18 protein-coding genes are annotated in these 23,666 nt (G+C 45.7%); 12 read left to right on the top strand and 6 right to left on the bottom strand.

What is annotated here, in order from left to right; all coding sequences use genetic code 11:
- Position 1: 1 nt before the first annotated feature.
- Positions 2–1,660: an ATPase RavA domain-containing protein gene (locus PL85_RS06005; protein WP_013867938.1), complete on the bottom strand. Its 1,659-nt coding sequence runs from the start codon at positions 1,658–1,660 to the stop codon at positions 2–4.
- A 277-nt stretch (positions 1,661–1,937) separates the two neighbouring features.
- On the opposite strand from PL85_RS06005, the gene PL85_RS06000 reads away from it, so the two are divergent.
- The 3 genes from PL85_RS06000 (at position 1,938) to PL85_RS05990 (ending at position 4,401) form a co-directional block, all read left to right on the top strand.
- Positions 1,938–2,453: an NUDIX hydrolase gene (locus PL85_RS06000; protein WP_017043159.1), complete on the top strand. Its 516-nt coding sequence runs from the start codon at positions 1,938–1,940 to the stop codon at positions 2,451–2,453.
- 109 nt (positions 2,454–2,562) lie between these two features.
- Positions 2,563–3,567, top strand: a complete 1,005-nt coding sequence (ltaE, locus tag PL85_RS05995; RefSeq protein ID WP_064626264.1) for a low-specificity L-threonine aldolase — start codon at positions 2,563–2,565, stop codon at positions 3,565–3,567.
- A 123-nt stretch (positions 3,568–3,690) separates the two neighbouring features.
- A complete protein-coding gene (locus tag PL85_RS05990) occupies positions 3,691–4,401 on the top strand; it encodes a TetR/AcrR family transcriptional regulator (RefSeq protein WP_115340255.1) in 711 nt (236 codons plus the stop codon).
- Positions 4,402–4,411: 10 nt separating this feature from the next.
- Here PL85_RS05990 and PL85_RS05985 read toward each other — a convergent pair whose 3' ends face one another.
- Positions 4,412–5,677 (bottom strand): DEAD/DEAH box helicase, encoded by a 1,266-nt coding sequence (locus tag PL85_RS05985; protein ID WP_017047353.1) that lies wholly within the window; start codon positions 5,675–5,677, stop codon positions 4,412–4,414.
- Positions 5,678–6,284: 607 nt separating this feature from the next.
- Between PL85_RS05985 and PL85_RS05980 the strand changes: the two genes are divergently transcribed.
- Together PL85_RS05980 and PL85_RS05975 are read left to right on the top strand one after the other, a co-directional pair.
- A complete protein-coding gene (locus PL85_RS05980) occupies positions 6,285–7,502 on the top strand; it encodes an aromatic amino acid transport family protein (protein WP_115340256.1) in 1,218 nt (405 codons plus the stop codon).
- 186 nt (positions 7,503–7,688) lie between these two features.
- Positions 7,689–9,116: a methyl-accepting chemotaxis protein gene (locus PL85_RS05975; RefSeq protein ID WP_174223877.1), complete on the top strand. Its 1,428-nt coding sequence runs from the start codon at positions 7,689–7,691 to the stop codon at positions 9,114–9,116.
- A gap of 95 nt (positions 9,117–9,211) precedes the next feature.
- Here the strand turns inward: PL85_RS05975 and galE are convergent, their stop codons facing one another.
- Entirely contained in the window at positions 9,212–10,228 is a 1,017-nt protein-coding gene (gene galE / locus PL85_RS05970; protein WP_029189705.1) for a UDP-glucose 4-epimerase GalE, read from the bottom strand.
- Positions 10,229–10,436: 208 nt separating this feature from the next.
- On the opposite strand from galE, the gene PL85_RS05965 reads away from it, so the two are divergent.
- From PL85_RS05965 to PL85_RS05955, 3 genes are read left to right on the top strand one after another with little or no spacing between them, the layout of a single operon-like run.
- Positions 10,437–11,180 (top strand): 5-oxoprolinase subunit PxpA, encoded by a 744-nt coding sequence (locus tag PL85_RS05965; protein WP_115340348.1) that lies wholly within the window; start codon positions 10,437–10,439, stop codon positions 11,178–11,180.
- Positions 11,181–11,233: 53 nt separating this feature from the next.
- A complete protein-coding gene (locus PL85_RS05960; protein ID WP_115340258.1) occupies positions 11,234–11,953 on the top strand; it encodes a 5-oxoprolinase subunit B family protein in 720 nt (239 codons plus the stop codon).
- Positions 11,950–12,879 (top strand): 5-oxoprolinase subunit C family protein, encoded by a 930-nt coding sequence (locus PL85_RS05955; protein ID WP_174223878.1) that lies wholly within the window; start codon positions 11,950–11,952, stop codon positions 12,877–12,879. The genes PL85_RS05960 and PL85_RS05955 overlap by 4 nt, the downstream gene beginning before the upstream one ends.
- Before the next feature lie 44 nt (positions 12,880–12,923).
- On the opposite strand, the gene PL85_RS05950 is transcribed toward PL85_RS05955, so the two are convergent.
- The 3 genes from PL85_RS05950 to PL85_RS05940 form a co-directional block, all read right to left on the bottom strand.
- Positions 12,924–14,405 (bottom strand): FAD-dependent oxidoreductase, encoded by a 1,482-nt coding sequence (locus PL85_RS05950; protein WP_115340260.1) that lies wholly within the window; start codon positions 14,403–14,405, stop codon positions 12,924–12,926.
- A gap of 275 nt (positions 14,406–14,680) precedes the next feature.
- Positions 14,681–17,122, bottom strand: coding sequence for an ABC transporter permease (locus tag PL85_RS05945; protein WP_115340261.1), 2,442 nt, complete (start codon positions 17,120–17,122; stop codon positions 14,681–14,683).
- Complete coding sequence (locus tag PL85_RS05940) at positions 17,122–17,796, bottom strand: ABC transporter ATP-binding protein (RefSeq protein ID WP_013867953.1); 675 nt, start codon at positions 17,794–17,796, stop codon at positions 17,122–17,124. Before PL85_RS05940 ends, PL85_RS05945 begins: the two co-directional genes overlap by 1 nt.
- Between PL85_RS05940 and tesA the strand changes: the two genes are divergently transcribed.
- The 4 genes from tesA (at position 17,795) to PL85_RS05920 (ending at position 23,532) form a co-directional block, all read left to right on the top strand.
- The gene (tesA, locus tag PL85_RS05935; protein WP_064626273.1) at positions 17,795–18,397 is read left to right on the top strand and encodes a multifunctional acyl-CoA thioesterase I/protease I/lysophospholipase L1; all 603 of its coding nucleotides are present in this window, start codon (positions 17,795–17,797) and stop codon (positions 18,395–18,397) included. The two genes, PL85_RS05940 and tesA, sit on opposite strands and share 2 nt — an antisense overlap.
- Before the next feature lie 81 nt (positions 18,398–18,478).
- Positions 18,479–19,678: an enoyl-ACP reductase FabV gene (gene fabV, locus PL85_RS05930; protein WP_115340262.1), complete on the top strand. Its 1,200-nt coding sequence runs from the start codon at positions 18,479–18,481 to the stop codon at positions 19,676–19,678.
- Positions 19,679–19,878: 200 nt separating this feature from the next.
- Positions 19,879–21,789 carry a sensor domain-containing phosphodiesterase gene (locus PL85_RS05925; protein WP_115340349.1) on the top strand — a complete coding sequence of 637 codons (1,911 nt, stop codon included), beginning with the start codon at positions 19,879–19,881 and terminating at the stop codon, positions 21,787–21,789.
- 87 nt (positions 21,790–21,876) lie between these two features.
- Positions 21,877–23,532, top strand: a complete 1,656-nt coding sequence (locus tag PL85_RS05920) for an ABC-ATPase domain-containing protein (protein WP_115340350.1) — start codon at positions 21,877–21,879, stop codon at positions 23,530–23,532.
- Positions 23,533–23,666 lie beyond the last annotated feature (134 nt).

The raw sequence follows: 23,666 nt of genomic DNA, 5'->3' as shown, positions 1-23,666 counted from the left end.
CTTACGCAAAAAACTGGTTTAGGTTTTTAAAACGAAGCACCGTTTTTTCGCATTCGGTATGAGTCGATTCAAGTAATTGCTGCAGATGCTGCAGCGTCGCTTCCATAGCGGTGGGCAGCTCCGGATCAATGAAGTTATGCGGCAAAGCGCCGTGAAACTTAGAACGTACTTTACGCAAATGGTGTTCGGCATGTTGCAACTGTGCAACAGCTTGATCCGCTTTCGTAAGCCACTCTTGATAAAGACTTTCGTCTAAACCTTGCTCAGTCACCAAACTCACCAACACCGAGCGATTAGCAATATCTTTAAGAACGAGGTTATTACCAGCATCTAAATCAAACCTTAAACGGCACAAATTGGTATTTTGATTCACATAACCATACACATCGCCATGCCCCTCTTTGATCGTTCTTTCAAGCTCGCTTTTAGGCACATAAACCCAGCGGCTATCGCCTTTTTCGGCCTCAGAGACGGACATATTGCTTTGCAGTAATACCAATTTGACCAAGTCATGAGCGGTACCTACCTGATAGGTTTTTGCCGATTTGGTATCAAACTGATGCACTTGCTTTTTAATCAAACCGGATGATGTTTCCAGCGAGAGCAACATGCCAAATTCAGACTCTAGCTCTTCTTGAATCTCAGCCAGCTCTTCACGACACACTACGATTTGATGTTCAACTTCTTGTTGGTCAAAAGCATGTTTCAACGCAAAGTCGCGGATAACGCGGCGCACAATATCGCGAGAATCGGGGCTATTCCAAAGACAATCTTGCAGCAGCAGTAAATCAAGCGGGTTGATTGAGTCGCGGCCATTAAAAAACGCACTCGCCTTGAGCAGCTTCACCGCTTTTTTCCAACGGCGGTCTGAAACGTACATATCAATACTTGCCGCAGCGGGCTGGTTTTCAACGGCATGCTCTAGCATGTTTTTCAGCTCAAATAACTTTTCAAACACGTCATCTGTCAACAGTAAATCGTCAAGTTGTCGCTGCCATGAGTGGTACTCTTCATCGGTAATCGCAAGCCCTTCAGGGATGCGCGCTTCTTGTGGCGTACCGACGGTCAGCATCGATTTGAAATTCTGCTTATTTTGAATACGGTTGACAAACACACGCACTAACATGCGATCGTATAAGGCGTCTAAACCACTCTCTTCATCCGGTAATTCATTCGATGCCGAAACCAGAAGACGCATTGGTACACGTTCAATATCGCTGCCATTTTTGAAGGTCTTTTCATTCACTACCGTTAATAAGGTGTTCAAAATGGCGGGGCCTGCTTTCCAAATTTCATCAAGAAAAACCACTTGTGCGGTAGGAAGATAGCCTTTGGTTAGGCGAACATAGCGCCCATTATCTTTTAATTCTTGAATGCTTAATGGACCAAATACCTCTTCTGGTGTTGAGAAACGCGTCATGAGGTATTCAAAATAACTGCTGTTATCGAAGGCTTGGATCAGACGTTTCGCAATCAAACTTTTTGCAATGCCAGGAGGGCCGAGTAGGAAAACACTTTCCCCCGCTAAAGCAGCCAGTAGACAAAGTTTGATGGTGTCTTCACGCTCATAAACACCATCCGATAAAGCCTTAGCAAGCTTATTTATGCGCTCTGAAAGTAGCGCTTTTTGCGCATGAGATGCAGGAGTAAAATTGATCACTTAAGCGCTCCAAATGGTTTGTATACATAACTTTATACGACTGTTATTGTTTTGTTACAAATAGATTTTAGTATAAGCGCCCACTTATAGCAGATCTATTTTCTGTGAAATTCTTCGAAATCAATGTTTGCATATATGAGACTGACATCACTGATTGTGCAAGCAATACTGATACTTAGGTTATCGTTTTACTTTGTCTTAGCCACAGATTCTCGGTAAGGTTGAACCCTTATCACCATATCAGTCATTGGCTAGCCACAATTAAAGAAGAGTTTGCATGAGCAAAACCATACATACATGGAAAACCATTTCATTAGTACAAGAGGATGTCACCCTTCCTACGGGCAAAAACATTGAGCACACCACCATAGTCCATCCGGGCGCGGCCGTGATTTTGCCGATCACAGAACAAGGCGATATTATTCTGATTAATCAGTTTCGCCCCTCACTCAAAAAGTGGTTGTTAGAGCTCCCAGCTGGCACTTTAGAAAAGGGGGAGCTTCCAGCCGAATGCGCGCACCGTGAGCTTGAAGAAGAGACAGGGTACAGCGCAAGTGAGCTGATCACTTTAGGGCAAGTCACACCATTAGCTGGATTTTGTGACGAAATACAGCACCTGTTTGTCGCTAAACAGTTAAGCAAAACTGCACGATTATCATGCGACGATGATGAAGTTATTGAGGTGGTGACGCTTTCGATCCAGGAATTGGAGCAAAAAATCATCACTGGGCAAATCACAGATTCAAAAACCATTGCCTGCCTAAGTAAGGCGAAGCTGTGTGGTTATCTATAAAATACTTAGCTATCGAGAAAGTGCTTAGCTATCAATAAAGTACAAGCACAGATAAGAATTGAAGTGAAAATGCTTCTAGCAAAAATAGAAAAACGCATGAGGAGATTATATGGATTTTCGATCAGATACCGTGACTAAACCCACCGCCGCGATGCGTGAAGCAATGGCTAATGCCGACGTGGGTGATGATGTGTATGGCGATGACCCAACCGTCAACGCCTTAGAAGAGTGGGCCGCGCAGCGACACGGTTTTGAAGCGGCGCTATTTACCACATCAGGCACACAAGCCAACCTGCTGGGTTTAATGTCACATTGTGAGCGTGGTGATGAGTACCTGTGTGGCCAACAAGCGCACAACTACAAATATGAAGCGGGTGGCGCCGCGGTTCTTGGCTCTATTCAGCCGCAGCCAATCGAAAATAACCCTGATGGCACGTTAGACTTCGATAAACTGCGCGCGGCCATTAAACCTGATGATGCCCACTTTGCTCGCACTCGATTACTTAGCCTTGAAAACACCATCAATGGCAAAGTTCTACCACTCGCCTATTTAGCGCAAGCGCGAACGTTTGTTGATCAATACCATTTGGCACTGCATTTAGATGGCGCGCGCGTATACAACGCCGCTGTAGCGCTGGATGTGGATGTTAAAGAGATTGCGCAATACTTTGACTCAATGACGGTCTGTTTATCTAAAGGGCTTTCAGCTCCTATCGGCTCGCTGCTGTTGGGTTCAAAAACCTACATTGCCAAGGCTCGACGTTTAAGAAAAATGCTCGGTGGCGGCATGCGTCAAGCTGGCATTTTGGCCGCAGCAGGCCATCTTGCATTGACTGAACAAGTCACTCAGCTGAAGACTGATCACGACAATGCCCAATATTTAGCGCGCAAATTAGCGGACTTAAACGGGTTTTCCGTCAATCCAGATTTAGTGCAAACCAACATCGTATTTGCCAAATTAGCTGATTCTATCGATATCCATACAATTACCAATCAGTTGGCGCAAGATGGAATAAAAGTTTCGCCAGGTAATCCGGTACGTTTTGTGACCCATAAAGACGTCTCACGCGATGATATTGATTTTCTAATCAGCAAACTCTCCCTTTATCTCTGATCCAATTAACATTGTGCAGTCATAACCTTATCATCGGTTATGACTGCCAACGCGTTTTTTCCGTGAAACTGCCTCTCAAATCTGGTACAACTGCGCTCGTTAAAAAATGAGACGAGTTAAAAAATGACCAAAAGACAAGGCCGCCGAAGTGCCACTGATGCCCAAAAAACCAAAAGAGACATTCTAGTGGTCGCTGCGGATCTGTTTTGCGAGCTAGGTTATGCACGAGTGTCATTACGAACGATCAGCGAAAAAGCTGGGGTTTCGCACAGTTTGCTGCGTCATCATTTCGGTAGTAAAGAGCAAATATGGCGCAGTATCAGCGATGGTCTCCATCTTTATATGGAGAATTATTTACGTCATATATTAAAAGAGATCCCAGCCAACACCCCCGCCAACGTGCAGTTGTATTTGTTCATTGTACGGCTGCTCGCGCATATGCTGACAGTCAAACAGCCGATTCAACTGATCGCCGATGCGGTAAGGCAAGAAGATGCTCTGTTTGATTATTTTATCGACAGTGCAGGTGAAATTGAGCAGCTCGTCGAACAACTTGCCGAGCAATACAACCGTGAATTTTCAGCCACACCAATAAAGGTGTGGGAGATAAAATGGCAGATGATCATGTACGCGCACGGCGCGGCGAGCCTCACGCCATTTTTAAAAGAAACATGGTCAGATGAAACTCAAGATGTGAACCAATGCTTACTAAAACATTGGCAGCTCTTTAATGACTTGATGATAACCAAGTTCCATATCGACGAAGCTCAGACGCTCTGTCCAAACTCCATCAATGAGTTGCTATATGATATTGAATGTGACTGGGCCAAATAAAGCGGGCGCTTTATCGCTTACCTCTACCTGCATGGATGTTTAGTTTTGCTTTCATCTTTCTTTTTTCCGCTGAACGGCTAGGTTTACGGCTGCTACGCTCAGTCGGTAAGGCTTCCAACAAACTCGGCTCAAACCCTTTTAACCACTCTTGTGGCAGGCGTTGATTGAGTAAGGCCTCTATCGCTTCAAGCAGATACTCTTCATCTCGGCTCATCAAAGAGACCGCGAAGCCCGTTAGTCCGGCCCGGCCTGTGCGACCAATCCGGTGCACGTAATCTTCCGCTTTATAGGGCATGTCGTAGTTAACCACTTGCTCAAGTTGCTGAATGTCAATACCACGAGCTGCAACATCGGTGGCGATCAACGCTCTAACTTTACCTGATTTAAAATCATCCAATGCTTTTTGGCGCGCCCCTTGGCTTTTATCGCCATTGATCGAGGCCGCTTTGATGCCGTCCAATTTCAGTTCTTTGGCTAGCTCATCGCTGCCTTGTTTGGTTTTGGTAAATACCAATACTTGCTGCCAATTACGTGAACCAATTAGATAAGCTAATAACTCGCTTTTACGTTTTTTATCCACTGGATAAACGATCTGTTTTACAGTATCAGCGGTCGCATTGGCTGGTGAAATTTGCACGCCGACAGGGTCGCGCATCATTTTGTGTGCTAATGCTTTGATTTTGTCATCAAAGGTGGCCGAGAAAAACAGCGTTTGGCGTTCATCATTCATGCGTTTCAAAATACGTTGGATATCAGGCAAAAAACCCATATCGAGCATGCGATCGGCTTCATCCAGCACCAACACTTCGGTTTGCGTCAGGATAATGTTGCGCACAAACAGATGGTCAATTAACCGCCCAGGCGTCGCAATTAAAATATCCGCACCGCCACGTAAATTACGTGTTTGCACTTGCATGCTCGTTCCACCATACGCGGTGACAATCTTCAATGTAGTACTTTGTGCATAAGCACTTAAGCTATCAAACACTTGTTGAGCCAGCTCACGAGTCGGAACCAAAACAAGCGCGCGCACAACTTTACTATTGGCTTCTCGCTCGGCTTGGTTATCAAGAAAACGTTGCAAAATAGGTAAACCGAAAGCTGCCGTTTTGCCGGTACCCGTTTGCGCCCCAGCCATGACATCTTTACCAGCCAAAACATGCGGGATAGCTTGAGATTGAACATCCGTCGGTTGTTCAAAACCTAAAGATTGCAGAGCGCTAACTAATGTGGTTGAAAGTCCTAAACGTTGGAATGGGTGCACAGTATCAGACATTGCAGCTTACCTATTGGAAATCAGGGCGCGGATTGTAACAAAGCGCAAGGTAATCGCCTATTCAAAATCAGCGGAAATCAATAGTGTTAGGGAATTGATACACGAAGGGGGAATGTAAGGAGCATAGCCAGCATAGGCTGCTGGCTGGTACTATTCTGCGCTCTGTTCAGAGCATTCATGAGATACAGAGTCATAATCGGATAAATCAAATCCGATCTCCATGGCGTCGAGCCACTCTAAGCACTCATCGTTTTTATATTGGTCACTCATTAATCGACCTCCTTTGATATTTACTGAGACGGGATTATCACGTCGCAAGATCCTTTTTAAATGATTTATATGACAGTTTTTTGAAAGCGAATAGTCAAATTAATCATCACCACAATATCTATCACAGCGAAACGATTTCGACCACTCTTATTTAGCCGCCACCTTGCCATGTAAACAAAAAAATACACTCATGGATTTTTATTTTTACAAAGCTGTTGAAAATGAATCCGAAGTTCTACAATATAGCCCAAAATGAGTGGATTAATGGTCAACACCCCGTTGTATTCATATATATCACTCCCTGAAACACAACATAACGTATAAAGAACTTTACACCATGACTCAATCAAAGATTTTCGGCAGTACTTTGATCATCGCAGGGACCACTATCGGTGCAGGCATGCTAGCTCTACCGCTCGCTTCTGCAGGTATCGGCTTTGGCACATCATTACTGATTATGATCGCCCTCTGGGCATTAATGGCTTTCACTGCATTGTTAATGGTTGAAATCCATCAATATGCAGACAAAGACGCCACCTTACATACATTGGCTAAACAGATCTTAGGGCAAAAAGGAAAGTGGGTAGCGAGCTTTGCTATGCTATTTTTGTTCTATTCGCTTTGTGCAGCTTACATTGCCGGTGGCGGCGCACAATTCACTCATCGCCTGACAGAGTTTGCTGGCATTGAGATCAGCAATCCGCTAGGCACCTTGCTTTTTACTTTACTGGTTGCACTTGTGGTGACGATCGGCACCAGCACGGTTGATAAAGTGAACCGCCTGCTGTTTGCCGGTAAAATGGTCGCGATGATTATAGTGCTCTCATTTCTTGCACCTAATGTTTCTCAGTCATACTTGCTTAGTATGCCACTTGAGCAAGGCTTAATCGTTGCTGCAATTCCCGTCATTTTCACCTCATTCGGTTTCCATGGCAGTATTCCGGCGATTGTGAATTACTTAGATGGCGACACCCCTTCGCTGCGCAAAGCCATCTTAATTGGTTCTGCTATCCCGTTGATTATTTACATTTTTTGGCAGATCGTCACGTTAGGTGTCGTTAGCCAACCTCAGCTGGTTGAGAATTCCGGCCTGAGTGCGCTAATTGTGACATTAGGGCAAACCGTTCATCAATCCAATTTAAGCAGCATTACTGGCGTGTTTGCCGACCTTGCACTTTTGACGTCATTCTTAGGCGTAAGCTTGGGCTTGTTTGAATTCATGGGCGATACGATTAAGAAAAAGAACATTCCATTGCACCGTATGGCTGCCTCCGTCATCACCTATCTGCCACCATTAGTCTTTGCGCTATTTTACCCTCAAGGCTTTATTATGGCGCTCGGTTACGCGGCTATTGCGTTGACTATTTTGGCCATATTCTTACCGATTGTGATGGTGATTAAAGTGCGTTCAAACCAAGTATTCCAACTGCAGGGTGGAACACAATATCAAGTCAGAGGCGGCAAACTGGCTCTGACCATGACAGCAACCATTGGTTTGATGATCGTCACTTCGCAAATCTTTATTAGCCTTGGTGTACTACCCGCTCTGGGTTAATCAATTAAAGTTAAAAGTGGGGAGAGTAATATTACTCTCCCCACTTTTTTAACCTAAAATAAGATCAAAGTCTCAATCTTGATATTTAAGTCAACATTCATTTCATAAAATTCTGCACGAACACACACATTTAGCCTTAGTATATTTATAAAATTTACTATTACTTTTTTGCATATCGGAGCAGCAATGAAAGAAGTTCAGTTCAGGACGATTGACCGCGTGTTCATTAAAATGTCAATTAATGACAAGATGTGGGTGATCTTCGCTTTATTCCTCACCGCTTTAAGCTTTGTCGCAGGAAATCGCTATGTTGATTCACTGGCCCAGATCGAAGCGCAATCGAAGTTGGCCGTTGAGTACAAACTGCAAGGTCTGCTTGCCAGCGGCGCAGATCCACAAACCCTTTCAGCGGTTGAAACTCGCCATTCTTTAGCCGCAACTAGTTATCAAAAAGGGGTGATTACCGCCACAGCAAAACACAGCGATGGCAAAGTTTACGCGCTGACAGAGAATCTCTCTTATCTTGAAAAAGACGCTCAGCGATCGGCACTCTCGACTTTTCTGTTGAGCTATTTGTGGGCAATCCCTTTTGCTATTTTCCTCTATTGGGTCGCTACTTTTATTGGCGGTGCATTGTGGGTGCTATACACAACAACCTTGAAAATTTCAAAAGGTGATTTAACTTCACGATTAGGTTTTCATCCCGGTCGAGATGAGTTTGGTACCATCGGCTGCGCGCTCGATAACGCCATGGACATCTTGACCGAACTGGTAGTTTCAGTAAAACAAAACGCCACCACTCTCGGTGAGACATCCAGCTCTTTTGCCCATGAGATGAAAGAGAGCGAGCAACAAATCAGTAGCCAATACGCTTCATTGGATTCCGTCGCCACGGCCATGGAAGAGATGACGGCCTCGGCGCAAGAAGTCTCCACAATTTCCCAACAAGCCAATCAGCAAGCCGATCAAGATTCAAAACAAGCGGAAGAGAGCTCACAACTAGTTCAGCAAGCGATTAATGAAATTTCCCAGTTGTCAAAGTTCATTGAACAAGCCTCTCATTCGGTGTCTACATTGAATGAAAATACAGCGCAGATTAATGATGTGATCACCACCATCAATGCCATTTCGCAACAGACGAACTTATTGGCACTGAACGCTGCAATAGAAGCGGCACGTGCTGGTGAACAAGGGCGCGGTTTTGCCGTGGTAGCTGATGAAGTTCGCACCTTAGCTAGCCGCACGCAAGCGGCTACTGTTGAAATTCAATCCATGATTGAGAAGCTGCAAACCGAAAGTCAAGATATCGCACACATTACTGAGCAAACGGTTAGTCAAGCTCAAACCAGTAGTGATTTAGTCGCTAACATCGGCAATAACGTCAATCAAATTGCTGAATCAGCAAAAATGATCAATGACATGAGTATTCAAATTTCAACTTCAGCCGAAGAGCAAAGCGCCGTTGCTAATGATATTGCTGCTGAGCTGAGCGATATTCGTACACAATCCAATGCGATTCGCAGTGTTGCGCAAACCTCATCGCAAGGTGTCGCTAGCCTTGCAAACGCTTCGCGCAACCTTGGTGAAATTTTAAGCCGTTATCGGACCAACTGATCATTGGATTGCTTGAGTAATCAAGTCAGATCAAAATAGCCAGTCATTTGACTGGCTATTTATTTCATTCATCGCAGAGAAGTTGAAGCAAGAGCTTAAGACTCAGGATAACCTTGTGGATTATTTGACTGCCAACGCCACGTATCTTGTGTCATCGCTTCTAGGCTGCGAGTCGCTTTCCAACCTAGATCCGCCATCGCTTTGCTTGGATCTGCCCAACACTCCGCAATATCACCAGCGCGGCGTTCAACCAATTGGTACGGCACGCTTTTACCTGACGCTTGTTCAAACGCTTTCACCATCTCTAGTACACTGTAGCCATTTCCTGTGCCTAGGTTATAAATGTGCAAGCCTGCTTGTTGGCCTACTTTTTCCAGCGCAGCAATATGACCATCGGCTAGGTCCATTACGTGAATATAATCGCGAACCCCTGTGCCGTCTTTAGTTGGGTAATCACTGCCAAAAACAGAGAGAAATGCTCTTCGACCCACGGCCACTTGCGAGACAAAAGGCATTAGGTTGTTCGGAATGCCTTGTGGATCTTCACCTAACTCGCCTGATGGATGTGAACCTACAGGGTTAAAATAGCGCAGCAGTGTAATGCTCCAATCTGGGTTGGCTTTATGGAAATCGGCCAAGCACTCTTCAACCATTAACTTACTACGGCCATAAGGGTTGGTCGCGCTGGTTGGGAAATCTTCGGTAATAGGCACTGAGGCTGGGTCACCGTATACGGTTGCAGATGAACTAAAAACAAGTGCCTTCACGCCAGCTTCACGCATGGCCGCCACCAGTACCAATGTGCCATTCACATTGTTATCGTAATATTCCAATGGCTTTTCTACTGACTCACCGACTGCTTTTAAGCCTGCGAAATGGATCACCGCTTGAATATTTTGCGCTTTCATCACTTCAACCAGTTGTGCTTGGTTGCGTACATCACCATGGACGAACAGCGGCTTCACACCGGACACTTTTTCGATGCGCTCTAAAACCGATGCTTTACTATTGTATAAGTTGTCAAAAATTACGGGTGTCATACCGGCGTGGATCATTTGAATGCAGGTATGGCTACCGATATACCCCATCCCGCCTGTCACTAATACTTTCATTGTTTTTACCTTCTGACATTGGTTGTGCAAGTTTAACGACTTTCAACCTAAACTTCACTTATAAATCAATCTGCTTTAATGTTTGTCTATCAGGCCAATTCGCTCTCTTTCGGCCCATACTTATCGCCAAACAATGAATCGGATCATTGTATATTGCTTTTGATTACGGCAAGTTACTCAACATGGACACTCAAGGATGATGCAACCCGTGACAAAAAGAACAATCACTCTCAATTGTGACATGGGCGAGAGCTTCGGTGCATGGCAAATGGACGCTGATGAGTTGGTGATGCCTTGGATTGACATGGCCAATATTGCGTGTGGCTTTCATGCCTCTGACCCACACGTGATGAGCCGAACGATTGAGCTGGCGATTCAATTTGATGTAATGATTGGCGCTCACCCGGGTTACCCCGATTTGCAAGGTTTTGGTCGCCGTTCAATGAGTTTTAACGAAGAAGAGATATGCGAGTTACTGATTTACCAGATTGGCGCACTCAAGGCATTATGTGAGAGCAAAAATGCCGAGATAAGCTACGTTAAACCTCATGGGGCTTTATATAACGATATGATGCGTGACAAATCTGTCTTTCGCGCAGTGGTCGATGCAGTTTCTTGCTTCAATGTGCCCTTGATGATCTTAGCTTCAGGCAATAACCAAGATTACCTTGATATCGCCGATATTTATGACGTGCCATTGCTGTTTGAAGCCTTTGCCGACCGGACTTATCTCGCTAATGGTATGCTCACTCCAAGAGGCCAAGCCAATGCAGTGCTGACTAATGAAGAGGCGATCATCAATCAAATTAAACAACTGGTTGATTACGGAAAAGTGACCAGTTCGGATGGCTTTGTGATCCCCATCGAAGCCGATACGATTTGCGTGCATGGCGATAACCCGGCGGCGATTGAACTGATAGAGAAAATCCGAATTTGTCTACGAGAGCATTGAACCATTACACGTGTATCTCCTAGCGGCTACAACGTCATCACAAGGAGTGTTAAGTGCCATTGAACTACAGCATTGAACCCGTTGCGGAATGCAGTCTCTTACTGCGTTTTAACCATTCGCCATCGGCCGATCTCTCACTCGATATCGGACAAATTGCGCAACAGATCATGGTGCAGTTTTCTGCTTACCTGATGAATGTCACCCCTTCTTACACTACCATTTTGATCGATTACCTTCCTTATCGTATAAGTCAAAGGGAGCTAGAGCAGCAATTGATCACAGCGATCTCGGCCTTATCTTTAGCTGTGGAAGCCACCCACAATTTGGTTGAGCTTGGCGCTTACTACGATGAAAGTGTCGGCCCAGATTTAAAGCGCTACCATGCGCTTGGTTTATCCACGCAACAAGTTATCGCGCTGCACACTCAAACGGTCTACACCGTTTGTGCCGTCGGTTTTGCACCAGGCTTTGCCTTTATGGCTGAAGTAGATGAACAATTACGCTTACCGCGCCATGCCACCCCACGCCTTAGTGTGGCCAAAGGCAGCGTCGCGATTGCAGAACAGCAAACGACCGTCTATCCGAACAACTCTCCCGGAGGATGGAATATCATCGCCAATTGCCCCCATGCGCTCTTTTCTCCTCATCAAACACCAATGACGCCTTTTTCGATTGGAACTAAAGTGAAGTTTACAGCGATGACTCGCGAGGAATTTTTATCATTAGGAGGTGAAATACCTCAATTAGCCGCGCAGTGGGAGCACCATTCATGAGCCCCATACTACAGGTGATAAAACCCGGTCAACTGAGCTTAATTCAAGATTTTGGTCGCTTTGGTCTCAGTCATATCGGTATTACTCAATCAGGACCAGTCGATGATTACGCCTACAGTTGGGCCAACCATTTACTGGGTAACCGAGTCAATTTAGCAACGCTTGAAATCACGCTTGGTCAGGCGGAATTTCATGTTAAACATCCATGTATGCTGGCCATTGCAGGTGGTGATTTATCGGCCACGTTAGATGGCAAAGTTATTGGTAATTGGCAAAGCTTTAGCGCGCAAGCCGGGCAAACACTGAAATTTGGCCTAGCCAAAAATGGCTTAAGAGCTTATTTGGCCGTGCGCGGAGGGTTCATTGTGCCTCACCATTTAGGTAGTGTTGCCACCGTACCCAAAGAACAGCTTGGTGGGTTAACGCAAAACGGCGTACCACTGCAAGCGGGCGATTCACTGTACTTTAATCCCCACGCTATCGATAACAAACCCGTACACATCACTTTTCGTTATAAGCCTGATTATAATCTGCCACTTAAATTACGCGTCATTGAAGGCTACCAAGCCCTGCAATTTTCATCGCAGCAACTCGATCGCTTTTATCAAACCAGCTTCACTGTCAGTCAGCATGCCGATCGCATGGGCTATCGTCTTAATGGCGATACGGTTACCCCACCCGCGACACCTATTTTATCGGAAGGAATTGCTTTGGGCGCGATTCAAATCCCGCCAGATGGCCAACCGATCATTTTACTCAACGATCGCCAAACCATCGGCGGTTACCCTAAATTAGGGTGTGTGGCTCGCATTGATCTGCCCCGTTTGGCACAAGCAAAACCGGGACAGAAAATACGTTTTGTCAAAGGTGATATACAAGGCCTGCAAGAGGTTTGGTGCCAATGGGCGCGTTATTTCGGCTACTAACAACTATCACCTTGCTCCTTTAGAAAACCGCAAGGTGTCACCAATCAAACCATACCGACAATTTTTGCCAATTCTTCAGGATAAGCGCGTGCCTTAGCTAACGCGATGGCTTTCTCTTCCACCTGCTCAAGAGCCAAACTCATGCTGATTGGGTGACGAGCTTCTATCGATTGTAGCAAGTCTTCATCGTTCACTAACTGCCAATGCTGAACAATTTTAGTTGCCGCTTCCAACGCGGATGAACCTTTGACCACTTCGATTCGCGCATAATTATGAGCTTCAAACGTAACATCAGCGGCTCGTAATGTGGCATCTTGACCGGGAATTTGCTGCGCACCAAACAGTGGCTTACCAGCTACTTGTGCTTGAATATACTGTGGGATGAACTGACTCATGTGGTGTATGGCTCGTTCACTGCGCTCTTGTAGTGCGTCCTGTTGCCAGCCGTTCTTAATTTTGCGTTCGAGATAATCAGGCAATACGGGCTGTGATGATCCAGCTTGCGAGGCCACTAACCCATCTTTAAATAACGTGATTCCCTCGGTCATACCATGCAACTGAAATAGACCATCAGCATACGGTGTTAGCTGAGCCATTCCTTGTGGGGTGCCTCTTGGCCCGTGAAAAATCACTTCTGGCCATTGCTGGTCGCATTCTGCCCAACGGGTAACGTAGGCCGCTTTAAATTCCACCAAGCGTTGACGCGGAGCCTTAGCCAAATCATCGACTATTCCCGTTTCATAACCACATGCATTGACTAAATAATCGACATGAATAACGTGTTCATGCTTTTGAGCATCCAGATAAACGAGCTGCCATTGCTCATCAATAAAATCAGATTTGATTAATTGAGCGTGCGTTAAAACTTGGCAATGAGGCATCGCCGCTAACGCAAGCTCAGTACTGGCCGCCAGCCGAAAAACACTCCAACCGTATTCTTGCACCGCAATGACTGGGTACTTCAACTGATTTAAATCTGCATGTTGAGCAAAAGGGATCACCCAATCATCGAATGATGTCGGTTGATCACTCTGTTGCTGAGTTGCTAATACCTGCAGTGCTTCACGGCTGTAGAGTTTGAAATACTCTTGGGGTTGACCAAGCTGCTGATTACGTGGGTCTTCATCAACCAATTGTTGATAGCTGCGCTGAATAAGCTCTAGCCTTGGTAATAAGGCTTGCGGCTCACCGCCATCACTATGCGGAACAGCAATCACAGTAGGTCGCTTATTCAGCGTGTGGGGGTAGAGCCTGACGGTTTCAATCGACTGCTTAAGTAACTCAAGACACTGCTGCTGCGAAATTTCGCGATAGAGGTTACCGCCCGCGTGCAGATGGCAAATCGGCGGCCCATTAACGAGACCGGCGCTTTTTTCCAAAAGCAGCACATTGAGCCCCAGTTCTCCCATATGAACGGCGGCAGTGGCACCAGCCACACCCCCACCAATAATTGCGACATATGGAGAATCTGTATTGAACTTTTTATATGACATAAGATACGAGTACTCTGGAAAACCCGGATGCATTCTAAAGCTTGTAAAGCGTTATTAAAATCACATTTTTCACGTGGTCTTATCTGTTTTACGACTAACAAGCAATACGCATAATCGACAAATAACTTAAAAAATTGCTTGACTCAATAAAGCCAAAACGACGTTTTTTCAACCTTGTGAATAACAAAACTGCGCAACCCAAGGTAACTACGGGGCTAAGCGCAAATAGGCCGTTATCAAGCCGTCGAGTTATCCCAAACTTTATCCACTGTTTTTGTGGATAACTCAGTCTGGGATTATGGATATCGCTAGTTAAACTCTTTATTTATAGGGGTTAACAGCCGCTTAATTAAACTACTCACGACCAGCGATAATGTGCAAAACGTCGCCAAGGGTAGCACCAACCACATGCTGTAATGCGCCATAGGTTCTAGTTCAAAACCGAACTTCATGACGCTGGCCACCACCGCGTCAGAGCCAAGGCTTGCGACAACACCGGCAATGAGCGCCATCAAACCGTATTCAGCCCAAATAGTCTGCTCAACGCGGCGCTTGCTGGCCCCTAAAGTGCGGTATAAGCGAATTTCTTGTTGCCTCTGGCTTAAACTTAAACGCAACAGGGTAAAAATCAGTAAAATACCAGCAATCACGCCCATTGCAGCCAGCACTGTCACTGACCAGATAATTTGCGTCAGCAAAGTTTGAATCTTATCGCCCATTGCCCGGATATCCATCAAACTGACCGTAGGGTAAGTGCGAGCAAGGGTGGCAAGCAAGGCGTTATCTTGATCTTGCGCTCTGAAACTCACCAGCCACGTGGCAGGGATCTCCTGTAATAGGTCTGGGGTAAAAATGAAATAGAAGTTAGGCTTCATTTCTCGCCACTCGACTTGGCGAATGGAATTTACTTTCGCTTCCACGGTTTGGCTATTGATCACAAAGCCTAAACTATCACCCAGTTTTAGCCCCAAACCACGAGCAACGTCGGATTCAACCGAAACGCCACCTTGCTCTGTCCACGTTCCTGCCGTCAGTTGGTTGTTGCTGGGTAGCGATTCTCCCCAAGTGAAATTAAGCTCTCGCCTCAACGCATCGCTCCCCTCTTCACCTTGAGCTTGTTGCTTGGCTTCTATGCCATTAATAGTCGATAAACGCCCTCGGATGATCGGATAGGCTTGCGAACGCACAATGTTGGCGCTGTCTAACGTGTTAAGGTAATCATTAACTTCATTTGGTGAAATGTTGAGTGCAAATGCGTTATGAGCATCGCTGGGTAAGGTTCGCTGCCAATCAGAGAGTAAATCGGTACGCACTAACCAGATGATCGCCAATAACATTAACGATAGTCCTAACGCGCCGAACTGGACTCCGGTCGTGATTGCCGAACGATTGATTCGGCTGAGCGCTAATTTAAGCGCGGTAGAGAGCGGAAGACGTCCTAAACTACGAGCCACCAAAACACTGACCACAGCAAGCACCGCAAAAAGCGTCACGATCCCAGCCAACACAATCCACACTAAGAGGTTATTCCAATAAACCCACAGCATCGGTACTAACGGAATCAAGATGAGCAACCCATTACGGCGATGATTCGGTTTCGCTCGCTCTGTTTGCATGACATTGAGCGCACTTGTATCTAGCAAATGCAATAGAGGAATGCCGAGTGCAGGAAAAGCGATCAATACACTCGCCATCAGCGCAATAAAAGCGGGTTTAGCGCCATAACTCGGTAAAGGCGTAGGCAATAAATCCACTAGCGGCACGCGTAATAAAGACTCTAGGCCAATGCCGATCAATACCCCAAGCACCGCAGCAGAAACAAACAAAATCACCACTTGTACGATCAACCATTGGCGGATCCAACGTTTGCTCGCTCCAAGGCTTTTTAACATGGCGATGGTTTTTTGCCGCGTAGAAACATAGTGCTGACAAGTCAGGACTAATGTGGTTGCCGCCATGATGATCACAATCGCTACGGTTAACGACAAATATTGCTCTGTGCGTTCAAAAACCTCATTCGTTCGGCTGGCGCTATTTCGGTCGCGCCAACGATCGCTAGGCGTTAAAGTAACGAGCTGTTTTACTGCTTCAATCTGTCCATCATCACCATTAATGAACACGCTAAATTGCACCCGGCTTCCCAATTGAAGTGCACCAGTACGAGCCACATCGTCTTGGTGGATCAACACCGCTGGCATCTGTTGAAACGGATTAAAGCTGAGTCCCGGCTCCTCAAGGATGCGTCCCGAGACCGTAAAGTCAGCATCGCCCAGTGTGACCTGATCACCAATTTGAACGTCTAATTGCGCAAACACTCGTTCATCTAACCACAGTTGATTCGGCGCAAGGTGCTGAAATGTCGTCACATCATCAGAAAGACGCATTTCACCGCGTAGCGGATAAGCACTATCCACTGCTTTGACAGTGACTAACTGCATACCGCGCTCACTGAATGCCATTGTCGCGTAACGCGTAAGTTGTGAAGACGGCAGTTGCAAGCGCTCGATCTGATCGAGCAATGACGCTGGGGGTGGGTTTGCGGAAACAAACACACTATCGGCAGTGAGTGCGTCTTTACCTTGTTTAACAATCACTTGCTCCATACGCTCAGCTAAGGCAGTCAGCGCAAAAATACAAGCAATGATCAAGGTTAGCGCCACTGAAATAGGCCACAACTGTCCGTGGCGGATTTCACCTAAGCTCCAGCGAATTAATCGTTTATTGAGTGAACGGCTCGACATCTCGCTCATTACCGCTCCTCCAACATACCAGCTTGCATGTGGAAAATACGATCACATTGAGCCGCAAGAGCGGGATCATGGGTAACCAGCACTAAGGTCGTTCCGTGCTGCTTATTTAATTCAAACAATAATGAAACCACTTTTGCCGCGGTTTCTTGATCAAGGTTGCCAGTAGGCTCATCGGCAAACAGCACTTTCGGATTGATCATAAAGGCTCTTGCTAGCGCGACTCGTTGCTGCTCGCCCCCTGAAAGTTGTGCAGGAGAGTGATGCATTCGATGCGATAAACCAACGGCCGTCAACAAGGATTTAGCACGATCTACATCCTCTTTTTCACCTTTTAACAAACAAGGTAGCGTCACGTTCTCTAACGCAGACAAGCTTGGGATCAGCAAAAAGCTTTGAAACACAAAGCCAACCGATTGACTGCGGATCGCCGCGCGTCCTTCATCGTCCAGTTGAGATAATGGCTGGCCCAATAGCTCTACCTCTCCGCGTGTCGGCGTATCAAGCCCAGCCAACAGCGTCATCAGGGTTGATTTCCCCGCACCAGACGTTCCGACTATCGCCACGCTTTCACCACTTTTGATCTCTAGGTTTACCTCTTTTAGGATTGTTAAATGCTCTTGATTGGTAGAGACTGTTTTAGATAATGAATGTGCTCTAATAACGGATGTTTGCATGACTCGACTTCTTTCCTTGATTTGTATTTTATTATTCTCGGCTAGCGCTAGTAGTACCACACTCTTGATATTGGGTGATAGTTTAAGCGCTGGTTACCAAATGCCGATTGAAAACGCTTGGCCTAGCTTGCTACCTAATGCGTTGCAAGCTGAAGGTAAATCAGACATTGATGTCATTAATGCCAGTATTTCTGGCGATACAACGGGCAATGGCCTAGCCCGCTTACCGTCACTACTCACCCTACATACCCCTGATGCGGTGCTTATTGAGCTTGGTGCGAACGACGGATTGCGTGGCTTTCCATCTCAATTGATCAGCAGCAATTTAACCGCCATCATTGGCCAAATAAAAAAAGCAGGCTCAACCCCTCTTTTGATGCAGATTCGCATTCCACCAAACTATGGCAAACGCTACAGCGATGCCTTTTATAGCCTCTATTCTGAGCTTAGCCTCCAACACACTGTGCCGTTACTGCCCTTTTTCTTAGAGCAAGTGATCATTAAACCAGAGTGGATGATGGCTGATGGCTTACATCCGACGGTCGACGCTCAGCCGTGGATCGCCAATTTTGTTGCGCAACATTTAGCAGAGCATCTCTGATTTTAATGCCTCAGCTCAATGAACTTTACCTAGTTTTACGATATTTTTTAGACCATTCCCCTAACCGCAAAGGTACAAACTATGCACATTGAACCTGTGATCAAAGGTGTGGTCGCTCGCTCTGCTCATCCACTCGGATGCGAACAAGCTGTGTTACAACAGATTAATTACGTAAAATCTTGCAGACCGATCACTCACGGGCCAAAACGAGTTCTCATTTTAGGCGCATCGTCAGGCTTTGGGCTCGCCGCCCGCATTGCCCTAACCTTTGGTGGTTCAGAAGCCGATACGATTGGCGTTTCCTTTGAAAAAACGCCATCAGAAAAAGGGGTTGGTAGTGCTGGTTGGTACAACAATCTCTTTTTTAAACAACAGGCCGAGCAAGCGGGTCGAGTCGCCGTCAATATCGATGGGGATGTTTTTTCATCATCAGTACGCGAGCAAGTGATTGAAGCGATAGAGACCTATTTTGAAGGGGAAGTCGATTTAGTCATTTACAGTATCGCCAGCGGCATGAGACCAAAACCCAATTCAGATCAGTATTGGCGCTCCGCCATCAAACCGATTGGTGAGGCCGTTTCTGGTGCGACGATATTACTAGAAAACGATACGTGGGTAGAAACCACCATTGCCCCTGCAAATGACGAAGAGATCGAAAGTACACTGAAAGTAATGGGTGGCGAGGATTGGGAAAACTGGATAGATACGCTGATCAACACTGAATCGATTGCACAAGGGTGTAAAACCATTGCTTTTTCATACATCGGCCCTCAGATTACTCACCCCATTTATCTTGACGGTACACTGGGGCGCGCCAAAATTGATTTGCACCAAACCAGCCACTCTCTCAACCTAAAATTGTCTAACTATGGCGGCGGGGCTTATGCGACTGTTTGTAAAGCTTTAGTCACGAAGGCGAGCGTGTTCATTCCCAATTTAAGCCCTTACATTGTCGCATTGTATAAGGTGATGAAAGAAAAAGAGACGCACGAAGGATGTATCGAGCAGATGCAGCGTCTGTTTAGCGAAAAACTCTCTAGCAAAGGCAAAGTACCCGTTGATGGCGAACGACTGATCCGTATGGATGATTGGGAGCTCAACCCAGATACTCAGCAAAAAGTGGCCGATTTACTGGAGAAAATGGATCAGTACAACTTTAAGCAACTAGGTGACTATAAGGGCTTTAAGCGAGAATTCATGCAGCTCAATGGCTTCGACTTTGACTGTGTTGATTATGCTCAAGAAATTAATATCGACCATTATATCAAGCAAGCCGATTAACTCCTTCCGTATCATTTACGAGACACAGCTAACTATCTCAATGCCCCAATATTTTATTGGGGTTTTTTTTTGTTACATTGGCGGCGCGTTCTTATTCTTAATACCATACTATGGTCATAGGAGCGGATCTTGTCATCGTCAGTCTAGAGCAATGAATGCTCGGCTTTTTTAAGCTTTGTCGTCCAAAGGAATTTGATAATATGTCGAAAATAAAGACACATGAGATGCTCATCCCCTCTTCAATGATGGATGGATGGCAACGCATTGTGAATTTACTCGCTGAAATTTTAAACGTCCCGAGCGCATTGATCATGCGTGCTAGCCAGCAAAAACTCGAAATATTCTGTAAAAATACCAACGTCGACAACCCCTATCAAACCGGACATAAAGAACCCTTAGGACAAGGTCTGTACTGTGAAACTGTGATGCAAACACAGCAGGAACTATTGGTCCCGAATGCTTTAGCCGATAAAAAATGGATGCATAATCCAGATGTACCACTGGGCATGATTGCCTATTGTGGCATCCCATTAAAGTGGCCGAATGGTGATATGTTTGGCACCATTTGCGTACTCGATAGCAAGGAGAACCATTTTAGCCCCACCTATCGGCAGTTACTGGAAAGTTTTCGCGATACCATTGAATCCCAGCTCACCACCTTATACCAACAGGTAAGACTTCAGCAGCTCAATGATGAGCTTCAGCTTCGCGTCGATAACCGAACACAAGATCTTGCTGATCTCAACTACTCGCTCACGCAAGAAATCGATAAACGCCGCGCCGCAGAACAACAGATTCAATATCAAAAGTGGCATGACATCAGCACAGGTTTTTTAAATCGCAACGCACTTGAACTGGAGCTCAAAAATAGCCTTTTACAAGCAACAAAGCAGCACACCGAAGTTGCCGCCATTCATATTGGTTTCACTAATGCTCGTCATATTCAATCTCACTTTGGCTACCGAGCATGGGATCAAGTCATCGCTCGATATCGTGAGCGACTAGGCCGCTGCGATAAAATTGAAATATTGACCGCTCGACCCACGTCGACAGATTTAGTCTTGATCGTCAAAACAAAACTATTAGCGCGTCACTTGGAAAAGTTGTGCCATAAATTGGTCGAAATCGGTCATTCTGAATTTAAGCTCGATGACCATAATGTTCATCTTCATTCCTATATTGGTATTGCAACGAGTTTAGACACTGACAATGCTATAGAACTGCTCAAACAAGCTTCTGCTGCCATGGTCTCTTGCAAAGATTCCGGTCATAAGTTTTGCTATCACTCGCAAGTGTTCAGTGACTCACTCCGGCAAATCAACCAATTAGAAAGCTACTTATTACGAGCAGTGCGCAACGATGAGCTCATGCTCTATTTTCAACCTAAGGTCTCTCCAACCACTCATCGCTGGACGGGGGCAGAAGCGCTACTACGTTGGCGGCATCCCGTATTGGGCGATATATCCAATGAAACCTTAATTCACATGGCCGAACAAAATGGACTGATTTTTGAAGTGGGTAACTTTGTCCTGCGATCGGCCATCGAAAAAACGAGCCAATGGGCAAAACAGGTCGATAATTTCAAAATGGCCATTAACGTTTCAGCCGTCCAATTAAAGAATGCCCAATTCGCAGACCAAGTTCGTGAGCTACTGAACACCTACCAACTTCCAGCTCGGTACTTAGAGTTGGAAGTAACAGAAAGCTGTTTGATTGCGGATGAAGTGGTGGCTCGCAACACACTGCGAATTCTACACCAACTCGGCGTGACGTTGTCACTTGATGATTTCGGCACGGGCTACGCCTCTTTCAGCTATTTGAAAAAATTTCCCTTCGATTGCATAAAAATAGATAAAAGCTTTGTACATCAATTGGATCAAAGTGAGGAAGATAAAGAAATTGTTCGCTCAATCATTCACGTTGCCAAAAAATTAAAGCTGAAAGTGATCCTCGAAGGGATTGAAAATCAAAGCCAAGAAGACTTTATCATCAGTGAAGGGTGTGAGTTTGGCCAAGGCTATTTCTATGGTAAACCGATGCCTTGTGACGAGTTTGAGGCTGGGCTACTGAACCAAAATTATGCACACCCTATCGAGACAAAGGTTTTGTAGGATAAAGGAATCCCTTATCATGTCTTTACTCTCAGTGTGGCGGTTCCTATAATCGCCGCCTTTCCTTTCCAAACGAGCGATATCGAGATGGATTTATTAACATCAATTCTCAAAAAGCTAGAAAAACAGAACTACCGCGCCTATCAGCAGATCAAAGGTCAATACGAATTTGGTGATTTCACCTTGCATATCGATCATATCCAAGCGGACCCTTACGCTTCTGCATCTCGCTTTCGCGCTACTCGAGCATGGTCTCTGACCGGTCTGGAATGGTTAAAAGAGAAATCACCTGCTTATCAAATGGCTGCAAGAGATTTTATCGCTCGTAGTTTTGCGGAGTTTGCTAAGCAAGAGAACCATATTGCCATCGCATTGACGGGCCAAACGGTGCTTGATAGTACCGCTGTTCTCTTTACGGAGCATGGTATTGAGCTTCGTTTTCGCATCAATTTACCCGCTGAAGGTCGTGACATTCTGGCCAAGAAAGCGCTCAACATCATCACCTTCTACCTGCCAAAATTCATTCGCCGGGCCACCATTGAACGTGAACTGGATAAAGATGCCCTACTTGAGCATTGCGCTGTGATCGAAGATCAAGAAGTAATGCGTGCACAACTGGTACAGCACAATCTGGTTGCTTTTGTGGCTAATGGCAGCGTATTACCTCGCTTGGCAGGTAACTGTGATCTGCCGATGAAAGACGCTGTTACTTTCCAAGCCCCCACATCGCTAGAAGTTGAGCTTGAGACACCAAACCAAGGAAAAATTAAAGGACTCGGCATCCCCAAAGGTATAACCCTTATCGTCGGCGGTGGTTTTCACGGTAAATCGACTTTGTTAACGGCGATTGAGCGTTCAATTTACAACCATATTCCCGGTGATGGCCGTGAGCGAATTGTTACGGATCATCAAGCCATGAAAATTCGCGCTGAAGATGGCCGTTGCGTACATAATTTAAATTTGTCCAACTACATCAATCACCTACCTATGGGTAAAGAAACCTCCGATTTCAGCACTCAAGATGCGTCCGGTTCAACATCGCAAGCATCGTGGTTACAAGAATCCATTGAATCTGGCGCTAGTACATTACTGATTGATGAAGATACTTCCGCCACCAACTTCATGATCCGTGATGAGCGTATGCAAGCGCTGGTCAGTAAAGGTGATGAGCCCATTACACCATTGGTTGATCGTATCGGGCAACTTCGCGATAATTTGGATATCTCAACACTGATTGTTATGGGGGGGTCCGGTGATTACTTAGATGTCGCCGATACTGTCATCCAGATGCATGACTACCACGCCGTTGATGTGACTAACAAAGCTAAAGAAGTCATCAAACAGCACCCAACTGCTCGTCACAACGAATGTGAAACGCCACTGGCTATTTTCCCAGAACGCGCGGTGAATCGCACTGCGCTGCAAAAATTACTGGTTGATGGTAAATTCCGAGTCTCTGCCAAAGGCGTTGATTCGCTTCGCTTTGGCAAAGAATTTACCGATTTAAATGCGTTAGAACAATTGGAGTCACCTTCTGAAGTCAATGCGATTGGCTGGACTTGGTTCCAGTTTGCGCAGACTCCGGGGTGGTCAGCGCAACCAAGCAAAGAGATGATGGCTTTATTAGCAGGAACATGGCACCAAAATATGCCAAACCACGGTGACTTGGCGAAACCACGTGTCATTGATGTGATGGCGGCGTTGAACCGTATGCGCAAGTCGCAATTTAAAAACCACCAGTAAAGATTAACTCCCCAACAACAAAAGCAAAAAGAAGTGAGAGATCGCTTCTTTTTTACCTCAGTACCTTATTGCTTTAGTACATTACAGGTAGTTAGCTTAGGTATGCCTTACAGTGCCAGTTGACCTTATTCGGC

This window comes from Vibrio anguillarum (assembly GCF_001989995.2).
Taxonomy (GTDB): Bacteria; Pseudomonadota; Gammaproteobacteria; order Enterobacterales; family Vibrionaceae; genus Vibrio; species Vibrio anguillarum.
The sequence above is the reverse complement of the archived record's forward strand: the minus strand, read 5'-3'. Positions and strand labels throughout refer to the sequence as shown.

What these genes read in the sequence shown, in the direction of transcription:
- PL85_RS06000 (WP_017043159.1), top strand. Translation starts at nt 1,938, where the DNA reads ATGAGCAAAACCATACATACATGGAAAACCATTTCATTAGTACAAGAG.
- ltaE (WP_064626264.1), top strand. Translation starts at nt 2,563, where the DNA reads ATGGATTTTCGATCAGATACCGTGACTAAACCCACCGCCGCGATGCGT.
- PL85_RS05990 (WP_115340255.1), top strand. Translation starts at nt 3,691, where the DNA reads ATGACCAAAAGACAAGGCCGCCGAAGTGCCACTGATGCCCAAAAAACC.
- PL85_RS05985 (WP_017047353.1), bottom strand. Translation starts at nt 5,677, where the DNA reads ATGTCTGATACTGTGCACCCATTCCAACGTTTAGGACTTTCAACCACA.
- PL85_RS05980 (WP_115340256.1), top strand. Translation starts at nt 6,285, where the DNA reads ATGACTCAATCAAAGATTTTCGGCAGTACTTTGATCATCGCAGGGACC.
- PL85_RS05975 (WP_174223877.1), top strand. Translation starts at nt 7,689, where the DNA reads ATGAAAGAAGTTCAGTTCAGGACGATTGACCGCGTGTTCATTAAAATG.
- galE (WP_029189705.1), bottom strand. Translation starts at nt 10,228, where the DNA reads ATGAAAGTATTAGTGACAGGCGGGATGGGGTATATCGGTAGCCATACC.
- PL85_RS05955 (WP_174223878.1), top strand. Translation starts at nt 11,950, where the DNA reads ATGAGCCCCATACTACAGGTGATAAAACCCGGTCAACTGAGCTTAATT.
- PL85_RS05950 (WP_115340260.1), bottom strand. Translation starts at nt 14,405, where the DNA reads ATGCATCCGGGTTTTCCAGAGTACTCGTATCTTATGTCATATAAAAAG.
- PL85_RS05945 (WP_115340261.1), bottom strand. Translation starts at nt 17,122, where the DNA reads ATGAGCGAGATGTCGAGCCGTTCACTCAATAAACGATTAATTCGCTGG.
- tesA (WP_064626273.1), top strand. Translation starts at nt 17,795, where the DNA reads ATGACTCGACTTCTTTCCTTGATTTGTATTTTATTATTCTCGGCTAGC.
- PL85_RS05940 (WP_013867953.1), bottom strand. Translation starts at nt 17,796, where the DNA reads ATGCAAACATCCGTTATTAGAGCACATTCATTATCTAAAACAGTCTCT.
- fabV (WP_115340262.1), top strand. Translation starts at nt 18,479, where the DNA reads ATGCACATTGAACCTGTGATCAAAGGTGTGGTCGCTCGCTCTGCTCAT.
- PL85_RS05925 (WP_115340349.1), top strand. Translation starts at nt 19,879, where the DNA reads ATGTCGAAAATAAAGACACATGAGATGCTCATCCCCTCTTCAATGATG.
- PL85_RS05920 (WP_115340350.1), top strand. Translation starts at nt 21,877, where the DNA reads ATGGATTTATTAACATCAATTCTCAAAAAGCTAGAAAAACAGAACTAC.